9 protein-coding genes are annotated in these 14,410 nt (G+C 57.7%); 4 read left to right on the forward strand and 5 right to left on the reverse strand.

The genetic code is table 11. The features are described 5' to 3' along the window. Positions 1 to 151 precede the first annotated feature (151 nt). The 5 genes from serS to lrp all read right to left on the reverse strand — a co-directional run bounded on the left by serS (position 152) and on the right by lrp (position 8,307). Complete coding sequence (serS, locus tag V6942_RS05165) at positions 152 to 1,444, reverse strand: serine--tRNA ligase (protein ID WP_106924449.1); 1,293 nt, start codon at positions 1,442 to 1,444, stop codon at positions 152 to 154. Between the two features lie 92 nt (positions 1,445 to 1,536). Next, positions 1,537 to 2,880: a replication-associated recombination protein RarA gene (gene rarA / locus V6942_RS05170; protein ID WP_182965746.1), complete on the reverse strand. Its 1,344-nt coding sequence runs from the start codon at positions 2,878 to 2,880 to the stop codon at positions 1,537 to 1,539. Between the two features lie 9 nt (positions 2,881 to 2,889). Next, positions 2,890 to 3,501: an outer membrane lipoprotein chaperone LolA gene (gene lolA, locus V6942_RS05175; protein ID WP_106924451.1), complete on the reverse strand. Its 612-nt coding sequence runs from the start codon at positions 3,499 to 3,501 to the stop codon at positions 2,890 to 2,892. 123 nt (positions 3,502 to 3,624) lie between these two features. Further along, a complete protein-coding gene (ftsK, locus tag V6942_RS05180; RefSeq protein WP_333500884.1) occupies positions 3,625 to 7,692 on the reverse strand; it encodes a DNA translocase FtsK in 4,068 nt (1,355 codons plus the stop codon). Positions 7,693 to 7,812: 120 nt separating this feature from the next. Continuing rightward, positions 7,813 to 8,307: a leucine-responsive transcriptional regulator Lrp gene (gene lrp / locus V6942_RS05185; RefSeq protein ID WP_000228469.1), complete on the reverse strand. Its 495-nt coding sequence runs from the start codon at positions 8,305 to 8,307 to the stop codon at positions 7,813 to 7,815. Positions 8,308 to 8,858: 551 nt separating this feature from the next. Here lrp and trxB point away from each other — a divergent pair. The 4 genes from trxB (at position 8,859) to aat (ending at position 14,185) form a co-directional block, all read left to right on the forward strand. Next, positions 8,859 to 9,824 (forward strand): thioredoxin-disulfide reductase, encoded by a 966-nt coding sequence (gene trxB / locus V6942_RS05190; protein ID WP_106924453.1) that lies wholly within the window; start codon positions 8,859 to 8,861, stop codon positions 9,822 to 9,824. A 123-nt stretch (positions 9,825 to 9,947) separates the two neighbouring features. Then, on the forward strand, positions 9,948 to 11,714 hold the full coding sequence (gene cydD, locus V6942_RS05195) for a heme ABC transporter permease/ATP-binding protein CydD (protein ID WP_106924454.1): 1,767 nt from the start codon (positions 9,948 to 9,950) through the stop codon (positions 11,712 to 11,714). Then, the gene (cydC, locus tag V6942_RS05200; protein WP_182929194.1) at positions 11,715 to 13,439 is read left to right on the forward strand and encodes a heme ABC transporter ATP-binding protein/permease CydC; all 1,725 of its coding nucleotides are present in this window, start codon (positions 11,715 to 11,717) and stop codon (positions 13,437 to 13,439) included. Positions 13,440 to 13,480: 41 nt separating this feature from the next. Beyond that, the gene (aat, locus tag V6942_RS05205) at positions 13,481 to 14,185 is read left to right on the forward strand and encodes a leucyl/phenylalanyl-tRNA--protein transferase (RefSeq protein ID WP_182929195.1); all 705 of its coding nucleotides are present in this window, start codon (positions 13,481 to 13,483) and stop codon (positions 14,183 to 14,185) included. The last annotated feature ends 225 nt before the right edge of the window (positions 14,186 to 14,410 follow it).

Consider the following 14,410-nt stretch of genomic DNA (forward strand, 5'->3'; position numbering starts at 1 on the left):
CTTATATAGCGAATTGCTATTATTATAGTGTTTTATGCTATTGCTAGTTCGAAGGGAGTATTAAACGTTCTACCAGGAGAGGTATTGTTCGGTATCAATAGGGATATAAAAAAAGCGCCTTGCGGCGCTTTTTTTGTGAAACAGTCGAGGATTAACCGATAAATTCCAGACCGTTCATATATGGACGCAGCACCTCTGGTACTTCAATGCGGCCATCAGCCTGCTGGTAGTTTTCCAGCACGGCAACCAGCGTACGCCCTACCGCCAGCCCAGAACCGTTGAGGGTATGGACCAGACGGGTTTTCTTATCGGACTTGCTGCGGCAGCGAGCCTGCATGCGGCGCGCCTGGAAATCCCAGACGTTAGAGCAAGAGGAAATCTCGCGGTAGGTATTCTGCGCCGGAACCCAGACTTCGAGGTCATAGGTTTTGCAGGCACCGAAGCCCATGTCACCGGTACACAGGATGATTTTACGGTATGGCAGACCCAGCAGCTGCAGGACTTTTTCTGCGTGACCGGTCATTTCTTCCAGCGCCGCCATAGAATCTTCCGGACGAACGATCTGTACCATTTCAACTTTGTCGAACTGGTGCATACGGATCAGACCACGCGTGTCACGACCGTAGGAACCCGCTTCAGAGCGGAAGCACGGCGTGTGTGCGGTCATTTTGATCGGCAGATCGTCTTCGTCGATGATTTCATCGCGAACGAGGTTAGTCAGCGGCACTTCCGCCGTTGGGATCAGCGCATAGTTGCTGCTGTCAGCTTCTTCTTCCAGCGGACGAGTATGGAACAGGTCACCGGCAAATTTCGGCAGTTGCCCGGTACCGTACAGGGTGTCCTGGTTGACCAGGTAAGGCACATAGTTTTCGCTATAGCCATGCTGTTCGGTGTGCAGATCCAGCATGAACTGCGACAGCGCGCGGTGCATACGGGCGATCTGGCCTTTCATCACGACGAAACGTGAACCGGTCAGCTTAACGGCGGCAGCAAAGTCGAGGCCGCTGTGCATTTCACCCAGCGTCACATGATCGCGGATCTCGAAATCGAATTCACGCGGCGTGCCCCAACGGGAGACTTCAACGTTGTCGTTTTCGTCTCGACCGATCGGTGCGTCGTCGTGCGGGATATTCGGGATGGTCAGCGCGATATCGCGAATCTCTGCCAGCAGAACGTCCAGTTCGGATTTCGCGGCATCCAGCTGTTCGCCGAGCTTGTTCACTTCCAGGCGTAAAGGCTCAATATCTTCCCCGCGTGCTTTCGCCTGGCCGATGGATTTCGATCGCGAGTTACGCTCTGCCTGCAGATTTTCAGTTTCTACCTGCAGCACTTTACGACGCTCTTCGAGAGCGCGAAGTTTATCTACATCCAGCTTAAAGCCCCGGCGTGCCAGTTTTTCTGCGACTGCGTCTGGCTCTGTACGCAGCAGATTGGGATCGAGCATGCTTATCCTATGCTTATCGAATTGAAAGTGGAGTATGCGACCACAGCCCGCGGTCGCAGAGGTACGTTGACAACATTACCGCAACGCCTGCGCTAGCGGTAGCGTTTTGTGCGGCTATTTTGATCCTGTTCAGCGAGCCAGGCGAGCTTTTCGCCAATCTTGCCTTCAAGACCCCGATTGGTCGGGTGATAGTAGCGAGTTTGCGCCATTTCGCTGGGGAAATACTCTTCACCGGCGGCGTAGGCGTTCGGTTCATCGTGGGCGTAGCGATACTCTTGCCCGTAGCCCATCTCTTTCATCAGTTTGGTCGGCGCATTGCGCAGATGCACCGGTACGTCGTAATCCGGGCGTTCACGCGCATCGGCCATCGCTGCTTTAAACGCGGTGTACACGGCGTTGCTTTTCGGCGCACAGGCAAGGTAAACAATGGCCTGCGCAATGGCTCTTTCGCCTTCGGCCGGGCCAACGCGGGTGAAGCAGTCCCAGGCTGAAATCGCAACCTGCATCGCGCGCGGATCGGCGTTGCCGACATCTTCGGAAGCAATCGCCAGGCAGCGGCGCGCAACGTACAGCGGATCGCCTCCGGCGCTGATAATGCGCGCATACCAATACAGCGCCGCATCCGGCGCGCTGCCGCGCACCGACTTGTGCAGCGCGGAAATCAGATCGTAGAAACGGTCGCCTTTGTTATCAAAACGGGCGCTGCGTTCGCCAGCAATTTCGGTCAGTAGCTGCGGCTGGAGTACGCGCTTACCCGCCTCGTCAAGCTCGGCCATATCGGCCATCATTTCCAGCGTATTCAGCGCTCTACGCGCATCACCGTTAACCAGCTCCGCAATCGCCCGCCGGGTTTCGTCCGGCAGGACAATATCCTGCCCGCCGTAGCCGCGCGCCTTGTCTTCCATCGCCTGAGTGAGCACTTGCTCAATATCCTCGGTGGTGAGCGATTTCAGCAGATAAACGCGCGCCCGGGAAAGCAGCGCCGAGTTCAGTTCAAACGAGGGGTTTTCCGTGGTTGCACCAATGAAGGTGATGGTGCCGTCCTCAATATGCGGCAGAAACGCATCCTGCTGGCTTTTATTGAAGCGGTGAACTTCGTCAACGAACAGAATAGTGCGACGCCCGGCATTGCGGTTCTGCCGCGCGCGTTCAATCGCTTCACGGATCTCTTTCACCCCGGAGGTAACGGCAGAAATTCGCTCGACGTCGGCATTAGCGTAGCGAGCAATCACTTCCGCCAGCGTGGTTTTGCCGGTGCCAGGCGGCCCCCAGAGGATCATCGAGTGCAGATGCCCCGCCTCAATGGCTCGCGGCAGCGGCTTACCGGCAGCCAGCAGGTGCTGCTGGCCGATGTACTGCGCTAAGTTCTCTGGCCGCATACGCGCGGCCAGAGGTTGAAACGTATTCTCTGAAAAATCGAGCGACAGGTTGCTCACGCCGACCTCTTACTTACGCTGATCGTCCACCGTCACGCCCTGCGGCGGCGTAAAGGTGAATTTGGAGGCATCCACCGAGCCGTTCTGCTGCGATTTCAGCTGATAACTGCTACGCTGATCGTCCTGCTCGATGGCGCTGAACTGATGGATGGTGCCATCGCGGCCAACGTTGATGGTGAATTTCTTCAGGTTACCGTTGTTGCCGCGCGGCGTTAACACAAAATCATCGCCATTTTGCTGAATGTTATATTGCTGCCAGTCGCTGGCCTGGTTACGGGCAATCAGCATAAACGGCGTATTGCCGGTAGCGTCTTTCAGCCAGGTCGCGGTCGCCTGCTCGACGAACGGGTTGTAGAACCACAGGGTTTTACCGTCAGAAACCAGAATGCTTTCATCCGGCTGCGTCATATGCCAGTTGAACAGATTCGGGCGTTTCACCCACAGATCGCCCTGACCATCCTGCACCGCATTACCGCTGCCATCGGTGACTTTTTGCGTGAAGCTGGCGTGGAAGCTGCTGACTTTATCCAGACGGCTTTTCAGGTCACCGGCGGCATCAGCCCATACGCTGCTGACAACAAAGCTGGAAAGTAATGCACACGTGATCGCGATCTTTTTCATTGTTATTTCCTTAAATAGCCTCATGCTCCCGCCAGGAGAGCTTCTGTCACTCACTCTAAAACGTCATTATGAGCGGCGACAGAAGAAAATACTGAATTTTGACTTATTTACCCATCTTTGCAATCAATCGAACGGCGGCGGCGCAAGCACCTCACGGTTGCCGTTGTGCCCCTGTTCGCTGACGATCCCCTGTGCTTCCATCTGTTCGATAATGCGCGCCGCACGGTTGTAGCCAATACGGAACTGGCGCTGAACGCCAGAGATAGACGCTTTACGTTTCTGGGTAACAAAGTTGACCGCCTGATCGAACAGCGGATCTAACTCCTCGCCGCCGTCAAAGCCACCGCCGCCGCCTTCGCTTTCGCTGTCGGAGGTGATGCCGTCGATATACTGCGGACGACCGCGTGCTTTCCAGTCCTGAACCACCGCATGCACTTCCTGGTCGCGAACAAACGCGCCGTGAACGCGAATCGGCGTGTTTGAGTTAGGCGCGGCGTATAGCATATCGCCCATCCCCAACAGAGATTCCGCACCGCCCTGATCGAGGATGGTACGGGAGTCGATTTTACTGGACACGGTAAACGCAATACGCGTCGGAATGTTAGCTTTGATAAGGCCGGTGATCACATCCACCGACGGACGCTGGGTCGCCAGAACGAGATGGATACCTGCCGCACGTGCTTTCTGTGCCAGACGTGCGATCAGCTCTTCCACTTTTTTACCGACGGTCATCATCAGGTCGGCAAATTCATCAACCAGCACCACGATGTACGGCAGTTTTTCCAGCACCGGATGGGTGGCGTCCATACTGTCACCCGGCTTCCAGTAAGGATCCGGAATCGGACGCCCCATACGAGCGGCTTCGGCAATTTTTTCGTTATAACCAGCAAGGTTTCGCACACCCAGCGCCGACATCAGCTTGTAGCGACGTTCCATCTCATTGACGCTCCAGCGCAGGGCGTTTGCGGCGTCTTTCATATCCGTGACCACTTCCGTCAGCAGGTGCGGAATCCCCTCATAGACCGACAGCTCCAGCATTTTCGGGTCGATCATGATGAAACGCACGTCTTCCGGCTGCGCTTTATAGAGCATACTGAGGATCATGGCGTTGACGCCGACCGACTTACCGGAACCGGTCGTACCGGCCACCAGCAGGTGCGGCATTTTCGCCAGATCGGCCACCACCGGCTCCCCGGCGATGTCTTTACCCAGCACCACGGTCAGCGGCGACGGGTTATCGCGGAATTTATCGCAGTCCAGCACTTCACGCAGGTACACGGTCTGACGCTTTTTGTTCGGCAGTTCCAGGCCAACATAAGGCTTGCCAGGGATCACTTCCACCACGCGCACCGCCACGGTCGACAGCGATCGCGCCAGGTCACGAGACAGGTTAGAAATTCGTGCCGCCTTCACGCCAGGCGCCAGGTTCAGCTCGAAGCGGGTGATAACCGGGCCCGGCGAGTAGTTCACTACATCGGCCTTAATACGGTAATCCGCCAGGCGAGTTTCGACCAGGCGCGCCATCTGCTCCAGCGCAAAGGTGTCTACCGGCTCGACTTCCGTCGGCGGTGGGGTCAAGAGATCCAGCGACGGCAGCGGTGTCGTCGGCTTTTGCAGAGGACGGTCGTCGCCGTTACGCATCAGCAGCGGGTGAATCAGGCTTTCCTGCGGCGGTGTTGCCGGCTGCGGCGGCACGTACTGCGGCTGCTGAACCTGCGGCTGCTGCGCTGCATATTGAGGTGCCTGCTGCGGCTGAGCATACTGCGGCGTCTGCGGCTGCCCATACCGAGGCTGATGGACGCTCTGCGCATGCTGCGTCGCCTGCGGCTGCGCGTATTGCTGAGGCTGCGGTGTCGCAGGCTCCGGCATCACGCCAGGGGTAAAGAGCGGCGCTTTTGGCGTATCGTCCACCAGCGTTTTCATTGGCGAAAATTCGAAATCATCGAGGGAGAACGGATGAGCGCCTTCCGGCTGTTCGCTGGCATAGCGAGTCTGTTGCGAAGCCGCAAACTGGCGCGCCAGCTCGGCTTCAGCGACCGCGTCAGCATCCTCTTCCGCGACGACATCCTCTTCGACGTGCGCTTCGCCGTAGCGTTGTTGCTGGGAGGCAGCAAACTGGCGTGCCAGCGCATCCTGCTCGAGCGCATCGGCTTCTTCATCGCTGAGCGGGGTATGATCGTCATGCTGATAGCGCTCGGCTTCACGCGCGGCGCGCTCTTCGGCCATCCGCTGCGAAGGCAGCTTAATTCCGTAGGATGCCAGTTCACGGCGAGTCGGCACGCGAACGCGATTCGGACGCGGCAGTTTCGGGCCAATGCCCTCTTTCACCTGCGGGCGCGGGCCTTCTGCCGGGCTAAACAGCGGCGCTGAGGCCGCGGCTGTCGCAGCGGCACCCGCAGCAACGGCCGCATGGCGAACGCTCGCCGCCACCGGGGCAACCGGCGCTGTTGGCTCAGGGATCGACACTGGCGTTGAGGCAGCAGGCATTGACGCCGCGCGCGCTTCTACCGGCGCTAAAGGCTCAGGGATAGGCTGATACCATGCCGCCAGTTGCTCACGCTCGCGCGCACGTTTTTCTTCCACTTCTTCGAAGTAGTAAAGCGGTGGGCGATGTGCGGGTTTAACCTCTTCTTCCACAACCGGCTCTGGCTCAGCGACAGGTGTCGGCTCAGGCTGAGCGATATACTGCGGCTCCTCGTAAACCGGCTGCTGCGGCTGTGCGTACTGCGGCTCGACATAAGCGGGCTGCGGCGGCTGCGCGTACTGTGGCTCGACATAAGCGGGCTGAGGCGGCTGCGCGTACTGTGGCTCTGCATAAACAGGCTGCTGCGGCTGCGCGTACTGCGGTTCTGCATAAGCAGGCTGCTGCGGCTGCGCGTACTGCGGTTCTGCATAAGCGGGCTGCTGCGGCTGCGCGAAAAGCGGGTCCACATAATCATGCTGCTGCGGCTGCGCGTACTGCGATTCTGCATAAACAGGCTGCTGCGGCTGCGCGTACTGCGGGTCGGCATAAACAGGCTGCTGCGGTTGTGCCAACAGCGGGTCGGCATAAACAGGCTGCTGCGCTGGCGGCCAACCCTCTGGCGCGGGCGCAATCACCGGCTCCGCGGCAACGGGATGGGGAACAGACTGCCACTCAACGCCAGGTTGCTCGGCAGCAGGCGCTGCAGTCTGCATCGGGTCAGCGGCCCATGCAGGTGTCGATGCCGCAGCGGCTGCGGCAGACAGCGGATCGGCCACTGAATGTCCGTTCAGCAGCGGGTCGTATTCATCGTACTCCGTAGCGCGTGCTGCGCTGGCGCCGGAGAAAAGAACGTCATCAGGATCCGCTGCGGCGACATAGTGCGACGCCGCTTCCGGCTCATCCATTCTGCGGCCGGAAAAGAGCGCTTCGTCGGTCTTGCGCCCCATCGGATTAGAGAATTTTTCGGCTATGCGTTTACGGCGGGCCAGCGCACCGCGCAGGATACGAGCGCGGCGGGATTCATGCACGGCTTTGCGCGCAGGCTCACCTTCATCCTCGTACTCGTCTTCGTCGTCGTATTCGTCTTCATCAACCCAGGTATCATCGCGACGCGTACGGTTACTGGCAAAGGTGAGGATATTCAGTATCCAGCTGCCCATTTTCTCGGCAATGCTCACCCATGACCAGCCGGTAAACAGCGTCAGACCCGCAGCCCAGATACACAACAGCGCAATGGTGCCGCCGCTGCTGTGCAGCATCGGCTGTAGCGCCGTGCTTAGCAGGCTGCCAATCACGCCTCCGGAAGCAAAGTACCAGATATCATCGGCGTTGATAGCGGCCAGGCCGCAGGAGGTCAGAATAATCGCCAGCACGCCAATCAGGCGCAGGGAGACGGCGAAATAGTCGATGTAATCTTCGCTGGCACGGTGTCGCCAGGCAAACCAACAGCCGCCCACGATAATCACCGGGATGGTGTAGGCCATCACGCCGAAGATAAAGAACAGCGTATCGGCAAGCCATGCGCCGGATGCGCCGCACAGATTATGGATAGGTTCATGCCAGGCCGTTTGCGACCAGCTGGGATCGGAAGGATTGAAGCTCAGTAGTGCTGCCATTAACCAAACGGCAAAAATGGCGCATAGGAGAAGTAACGCCTCAAGGAGCCGGCGTCCGCTGCTGAGTTTAGTGAGTTTGACTTCTTTGTCTTCTGTATATTCCTGGCTCAAGAAAGGCTCTCCAGGTGCCAAATGCTAAAACGGACAACAGTGTCAGATTGCGCCGACACTGTTGCTGTATGGATTAACAGGAGTGTAATCAAACTACGCTGATTTTGCACCTGTTCCGTTTTAGCGGGTCTTAATTACCAGACGATTACTCTGCTTGACCTCTTCCATCACGACGTAGGTACGGGTGTCGTTGACGCCCGGCAGGCGCAGCAGGGTCTCGCCAAGAAGCTTACGGTAAGCCGACATATCCGGTACGCGGGTTTTCAACAGGTAGTCGAAATCACCGGATACCAGGTGACACTCTTGAATTTCTTCAAGTTTTTGCACGGCGGCGTTAAATTGTTCAAACACGTCCGGCGCACCGCGATTCAGAGTAATCTCAACAAAAACCAGCAGCGATGCATCCAGATAATGCGGGTTCAACAGCGCGGTATAGCCCTGAATAAACCCTTGTCGTTCCAGACGACGTACGCGCTCAAGGCACGGGGTCGGAGAAAGTCCTACTCTTTTGGAAAGCTCGACGTTCGAAATACGCCCATCTTTTTGCAGCTCATTGAGAATGTTGCGGTCGATGCGGTCGAGATCTTTGCCAGGGCGTTTTTTACTATCTACCATTATTATTGTCTCTCTGTATTCCTTCCCTACTCCTGTCTTGACTCTGTGCACTTCACTGTTCAGAGCCTTCTCCCGATTTCAATACGCCATTGTTGCTGCAACGACGTATATCCCAGGGTTTGCGTATGAGAAGCCCCGGCGCCTCGCGGCAACTCTCCGACATCACGTATGGTGTCTGTCCACACCATACGTAGATTTCAGTGATCCGGGTAAAAATGGCATTTGCGTGCATGAAAATTCACCGCACGCGAAACACTGCTTTTCTTCTTCCTTGAATGTTGTCGCAAAAGCACAGGGGATTGTCAAAGCAAAACATCTTTTTTTAGTACAACATGCCAGATATTCATTATCACCGGGGCCTGATTCACATGTAATCGTCTTATAATTAGGCAGCGGACAGTAGAAAGAGTTATATTTTTTGATGTTAAAATAAGCAATCAATCGGTTCACTCTATTGCACATATCGTTAACAAAACCGCTGTGCTCTTTTTTTACGTCTACAAATTCCCTACAATCCCAAACCATGTCTGCCAAACAATTATGGGGATCTCATGGGCACGGCCAAACACAGTAAACTGCTTATCCTTGGTTCTGGACCTGCGGGATACACCGCTGCGGTCTATGCTGCACGCGCAAACCTGCAACCGGTTCTGATTACCGGGCTGGAAAAAGGCGGTCAGCTGACCACCACCACAGAAGTGGAAAACTGGCCCGGCGATCCAAACGATCTGACGGGTCCGCTGCTGATGGAACGGATGCATGAGCATGCGACCAAATTTGATACCGAAATTATTTTCGATCATATCCACAGCGTCGATCTGCAAAACCGTCCGTTCCGCCTGACCGGCGACAGCGGCGAGTACACCTGCGACGCGCTGATCGTCGCGACCGGCGCGTCTGCCCGCTATCTGGGCCTGCCGTCAGAAGAAGCGTTCAAAGGGCGCGGCGTTTCCGCCTGTGCCACCTGCGATGGTTTCTTCTACCGCAACCAGAAAGTGGCGGTCATCGGCGGCGGCAATACCGCCGTTGAAGAAGCGCTGTATCTGTCCAACATTGCGTCGGAAGTACACCTGATTCACCGTCGTGATGCTTTCCGTGCGGAAAAAATCCTGATCAAGCGTCTGATGGATAAAGTGGAAAGCGGCAATATCGTGCTGCACACCCACCGCACGCTGGAAGAAGTCACCGGCGATCAGATGGGCGTGAGCGGCCTGCGTTTGCGTCACACGGAAAGCGATGACATTGAGTCGCTGGACGTCGCGGGCCTGTTTGTCGCTATCGGCCATAGCCCGAATACCGCGATTTTCGAAGGTCAGTTAGAACTGGAGAACGGCTACATCAAAGTGCAGTCCGGGATCCACGGCAACGCCACCCAGACCAGCGTACCTGGCGTGTTCGCCGCGGGCGACGTCATGGACCACATTTACCGTCAGGCAATTACCTCTGCGGGCACCGGCTGTATGGCAGCGCTGGACGCAGAACGCTACCTCGACGGTCTGGCTGACGCCTGCAAATAATCTTTACAAGTCAGTAACAAAAGTAAAAAAGGCGACGATAAGTCGCCTTTATTTTTTCTGCGATGTAACATTGCCGCGCCTATAACAGAAACCATTATCCATAAGCCACCTGCTAAGCGCCCAATGAATAAAAGTCGCCAACACGAACTCACCCGCTGGCTCAAACAGCAAAGCGTCCTGTCGCGCCGCTGGTTGATGCTCTCCCGCCTGCTCGGTTTCGCCAGTGGGGTACTGATTATTGCGCAGGCCTGGCTGCTGGCCCGCATACTCCATCACATGATCATGGAGAGTATTCCGCGCGAGGCGCTGCTGATGCCGTTTATTCAGCTTGTGCTGGTGTTTGTGCTGCGAGCCTGGGTCGTGTGGCTGCGCGAGCGTGTGGGCTTCCATGCCGGGCAGCAAATTCGCTTTGAGATCCGTCGTCAGGTGCTGGACCGATTGCAGCAGGCTGGCCCGGCATGGATTCAGGGCAAACCTGCCGGCAGCTGGGCAACGCTTATCCTTGAGCAGATTGACGACATGCATGACTACTACGCCCGCTATCTGCCGCAAATGGCGCTGGCCGTCTGCGTGCCGCTGCTGATCGTCGTGGCGATTTTCCCTTCGAACTGGGCTGCCGCACTCATTCTGCTGGTCACGGCCCCGTTAATCCCGCTGTTTATGGCGCTGGTAGGGATGGGCGCCGCCGATGCTAACCGCCGAAACTTCCTTGCCCTGGCGCGCCTGAGTGGCCACTTCCTGGACCGCCTGCGGGGGATGGACACCTTACGTATTTTCGGCCGCGGCGAAGCCGAGACCGACAGCATTCGCGAAGCCTCGCAGGATTTCCGCCAGCGCACCATGGAAGTCCTGCGCCTGGCGTTTCTCTCCTCTGGCGTGCTGGAGTTCTTTACGTCGCTATCGATTGCGCTGGTGGCGGTGTACTTCGGTTTCTCCTACCTGGGCGAGCTGAACTTCGGCAGCTACGGCGCCGCGGTAACGCTTTCCTCCGGCTTCCTGGCGCTGATTCTGGCACCAGAATTCTTTCAACCGCTGCGCGATTTAGGCACATTTTACCATGCTAAAGCGCAGGCGGTGGGTGCCGCCGATAGCCTGAAGACCTTCCTTGAAGCGCCGCTGGCGCACCCGGAGCAGGGAGACCAGATACTGGATACCAGCGAGCCGGTTTCGTTAAGCGCGCAGGATCTGTTTATCACCTCGCCGGAAGGCAAAATGCTCGTCGGCCCGCTCAATTTCACGCTCCATGCCGGGCAACGTGCGGTGCTGGTCGGGCAAAGTGGTTCAGGGAAAAGCTCGTTGCTTAACGTCCTGGCCGGATTCCTGCCCTACCGCGGCTCGCTCAAGGTTAACGGCGTCGAACTGCGCCATCTTCAGCCGGAAGGCTGGCGTCAGCTGATGAGCTGGGTGGGCCAAAACCCGCAGCTTCCGGCCGCCACGCTGCGCGAGAACGTGCTGCTGGGCAACCCCGACGCGAGTGAACAGCAGCTGCATCAGGCGCTGGAAAAAGCGTGGGTTAACGAGTTTCTGCCGCAGTTGCCCGAGGGTATCGACACCGCCGTTGGCGAACAGGCGGCGCGTCTGTCTGTCGGCCAGGCGCAGCGCGTTGCCGTCGCCCGTGCGCTACTCGCGCCTTGCCGCCTGCTGCTGTTGGATGAACCGGCCGCCAGCCTGGACGCGCACAGCGAAAGGCGCGTGATGCAGGCGCTGACCGATGCCTCTACCCAGCAAACCACGCTGATGGTCACTCACCAGCTGGAAGGCCTTGCTGAATGGGATGCCATCTGGGTCATGGAAAACGGCCAGATTATCGAACAAGGGACGTATCAGCAACTGCTGGACATGCAGGGCGTGTTTGCCAGCCTGCTGGCCCATCGTCAGGAGGAGATCTAAATGCGCGCACTGTTGCCTTATCTGGCGCTCTATAAACGCCATAAATGGCTCTTAAGCCTCGGCGTGGTTCTGGCGATCGTTACCTTACTCGCGAGCATTGGCCTGCTGACGCTGTCAGGCTGGTTCCTTTCTGCCTCGGCGGTGGTCGGCTTTGCCGGCGCCTACAGTTTTAACTACATGCTGCCTGCTGCCGGTGTGCGCGGCGCGGCTATCATCCGTACCGCCGGGCGCTATTTTGAGCGTCTGGTCAGCCACGATGCAACCTTCCGGGTGTTAGCGCATCTGCGGGTATTCACCTTTAGCAAGCTGCTTCCGCTTTCTCCTGCGGGGCTGGCGCGCTTTCGTCAGGGCGAGCTGCTCAACCGTATGGTGGCAGACGTCGATACTCTGGACCATTTGTACCTGCGGGTCATTTCGCCGCTGGTGGGCGCGCTGGTGGTCATTCTGGTGGTCACCGCCGGTCTGAGCCTGCTGGACGTCAGCCTGGCGCTAACGCTCGGCGGGATTATGCTTGCCACGCTGCTGATTCTGCCGCCGCTGTTTTATCGCGCAGGTAAACCAACCGGCGAGCAGCTCACGGCGCTGCGCGGTCAGTACCGTCAGCAGTTAACCGGCTGGCTCCAGGGCCAGGCCGAGCTGACCATTTTCAACGCCAGCGACCGCTACCGTAAGCAAATGGAACAAACCGAGCTGAACTGGCACGATGCCCAGCGTCGCCAGTCAGAACTGACCGCGCTTTCTCAGGCGTTGATGCTGCTGATCGGTGCCGTGGCGGTCGTCTCGATGCTGTGGCTGGCAGCAGGCGGCGTTGGCGATAATGCCCAGCCGGGCGCGCTGATCGCGCTCTTCGTCTTCTGTGCGCTGGCGGCCTTCGAAGCGCTCGCCCCGGTGACCGGCGCCTTCCAGCATCTGGGGCAGGTTATCGCCTCGGCGCTGCGCGTCAGCCAGATTATCGAACAGCAGCCGGAAGTCACCTTCCCACAGCAGGCCGCCGCCGCGCCTCATCAACAGGTGGCGCTCACCCTTGAACAGATTACCTTTACCTATCCGGAGCAGTCGCAGCCGGCGCTGGATAATCTGACGCTGCACGTCGCGGCCGGTGAACATATTGCTATCCTTGGCCGGACCGGCTGCGGTAAATCGACCCTGCTGCAGCTACTGACCCGAGCCTGGGATCCGCAGCGCGGCCGTATTCAGCTGAACGATACGCCTCTCAACCAGTTGGACGAACACACGCTGCGCCAGACCATTAGCCTGGTGCCGCAGCGCGTACATCTGTTCAGCGCAACGCTGCGCGACAACCTGCTGTTGGCCAGACCCGATGCCAGCGATGAAAAGCTGGCAAACGTGCTGCGCCGCACCGGTCTGGAAAAGCTGCTGGAAGACGCCGGGCTCAACAGCTGGCTGGGCGAAGGTGGCCGTCAGCTTTCCGGCGGCGAGCTGCGCCGCCTGGGCATTGCCCGCGCGCTGCTGCACGATGCGCCGCTGATGCTGCTGGATGAACCCACTGAAGGGCTGGACGCCACGACGGAGAATCAGATTCTCGAACTGTTGGCGGACGTGATGCAGAACAAAACGCTACTGATGGTCACCCATCGCCTGCGTGGTCTGGCGCGATTTAATCAGATAATTGTCATGGACAACGGGCAAATTATTGAGCAAGGTAATCATACAGAACTGCTGGCAAAACAAGGTCGTTACTACCAGTTTAAACAGCGTCTGTAGACTATGATTGAGTAAACTTTGTCTCGTGGGGTTATCGCGATATGCGCCTTGTGCAGCTTTCTCGTCATTCGATTGCTTTTCCCTCACCTGAGGGCGCATTACGTGAACCAAACGGACTGCTGGCGTTAGGCGGCGATCTCGGCCCGGCGCGCCTGTTGATGGCCTATCAACGCGGGATCTTCCCGTGGTTTTCACCCGGCGACCCGATCCTCTGGTGGTCGCCGGATCCCCGTGCCGTTTTGTGGCCCGAGCAGTTTCACCTCAGCCGCAGTATGAAGCGTTTTCATCGCCAGTCGCCCTATCATGTTACCCTCAACTACGCATTCAGTGATGTGATCGAAGGCTGCGCCCAGGATCGCCATGAAGGCACCTGGATCACCACCGGTATCAGCCTGGCCTATCAGCGCCTGCATGAGCTTGGCCATGCGCATTCCATTGAAGTCTGGCAGGGCGAAACGCTGGTCGGCGGTATGTACGGCGTGGCGATGGGCGAGCTGTTCTGCGGCGAGTCAATGTTCAGCCGTGCGGAAAATGCCTCTAAAACGGCCCTGTACGTCTTCTGTGAGGCGTTCAGCCGTGCAGGCGGCAAACTCATTGACTGCCAGGTGTTAAACGGCCATACGGCTTCTCTGGGCGCAATTGAGATACCTCGCCGCGACTACCTTGAACAGCTGAATGTTCTGCGCACGCAGCGGCTGGATGATAAATTCTGGGTACCAAGGCGTCTCTTTTCGCCCCAGACGTAAATGTTTTCAGCACAATTTCCATCAGGATGATATAATTGCCGACGAGAGTCGCTTCTGCCTTTTGCCCCGCCGCCGTTTGGGAATCATTCGAGTCAGATAACGCCCACGTTTATCCTGCTGTTTCCGGCCTGGTTCGCGCCCATCACATGCTGTTTTGGTGTGGTGAAAGGGTAATGCGCAAAAACGACTTTCGCCGATTAATACGCACAATTCTTTACTTACATG

The sequence above is a fragment of the Kluyvera genomosp. 2 genome (assembly GCF_036759865.1).
Lineage (GTDB): Bacteria > Pseudomonadota > Gammaproteobacteria > Enterobacterales > Enterobacteriaceae > Kluyvera > Kluyvera ascorbata_B.

Bases quoted from the DNA above. Each gene is read 5' to 3' on its own strand.
- serS (WP_106924449.1), bottom strand. From the start codon at position 1,444: ATGCTCGATCCCAATCTGCTGCGTACAGAGCCAGACGCAGTCGCAGAA.
- lolA (WP_106924451.1), bottom strand. From the start codon at position 3,501: ATGAAAAAGATCGCGATCACGTGTGCATTACTTTCCAGCTTTGTTGTC.
- lrp (WP_000228469.1), bottom strand. From the start codon at position 8,307: ATGGTAGATAGTAAAAAACGCCCTGGCAAAGATCTCGACCGCATCGAC.
- trxB (WP_106924453.1), top strand. From the start codon at position 8,859: ATGGGCACGGCCAAACACAGTAAACTGCTTATCCTTGGTTCTGGACCT.
- cydD (WP_106924454.1), top strand. From the start codon at position 9,948: ATGAATAAAAGTCGCCAACACGAACTCACCCGCTGGCTCAAACAGCAA.
- cydC (WP_182929194.1), top strand. From the start codon at position 11,715: ATGCGCGCACTGTTGCCTTATCTGGCGCTCTATAAACGCCATAAATGG.
- aat (WP_182929195.1), top strand. From the start codon at position 13,481: ATGCGCCTTGTGCAGCTTTCTCGTCATTCGATTGCTTTTCCCTCACCT.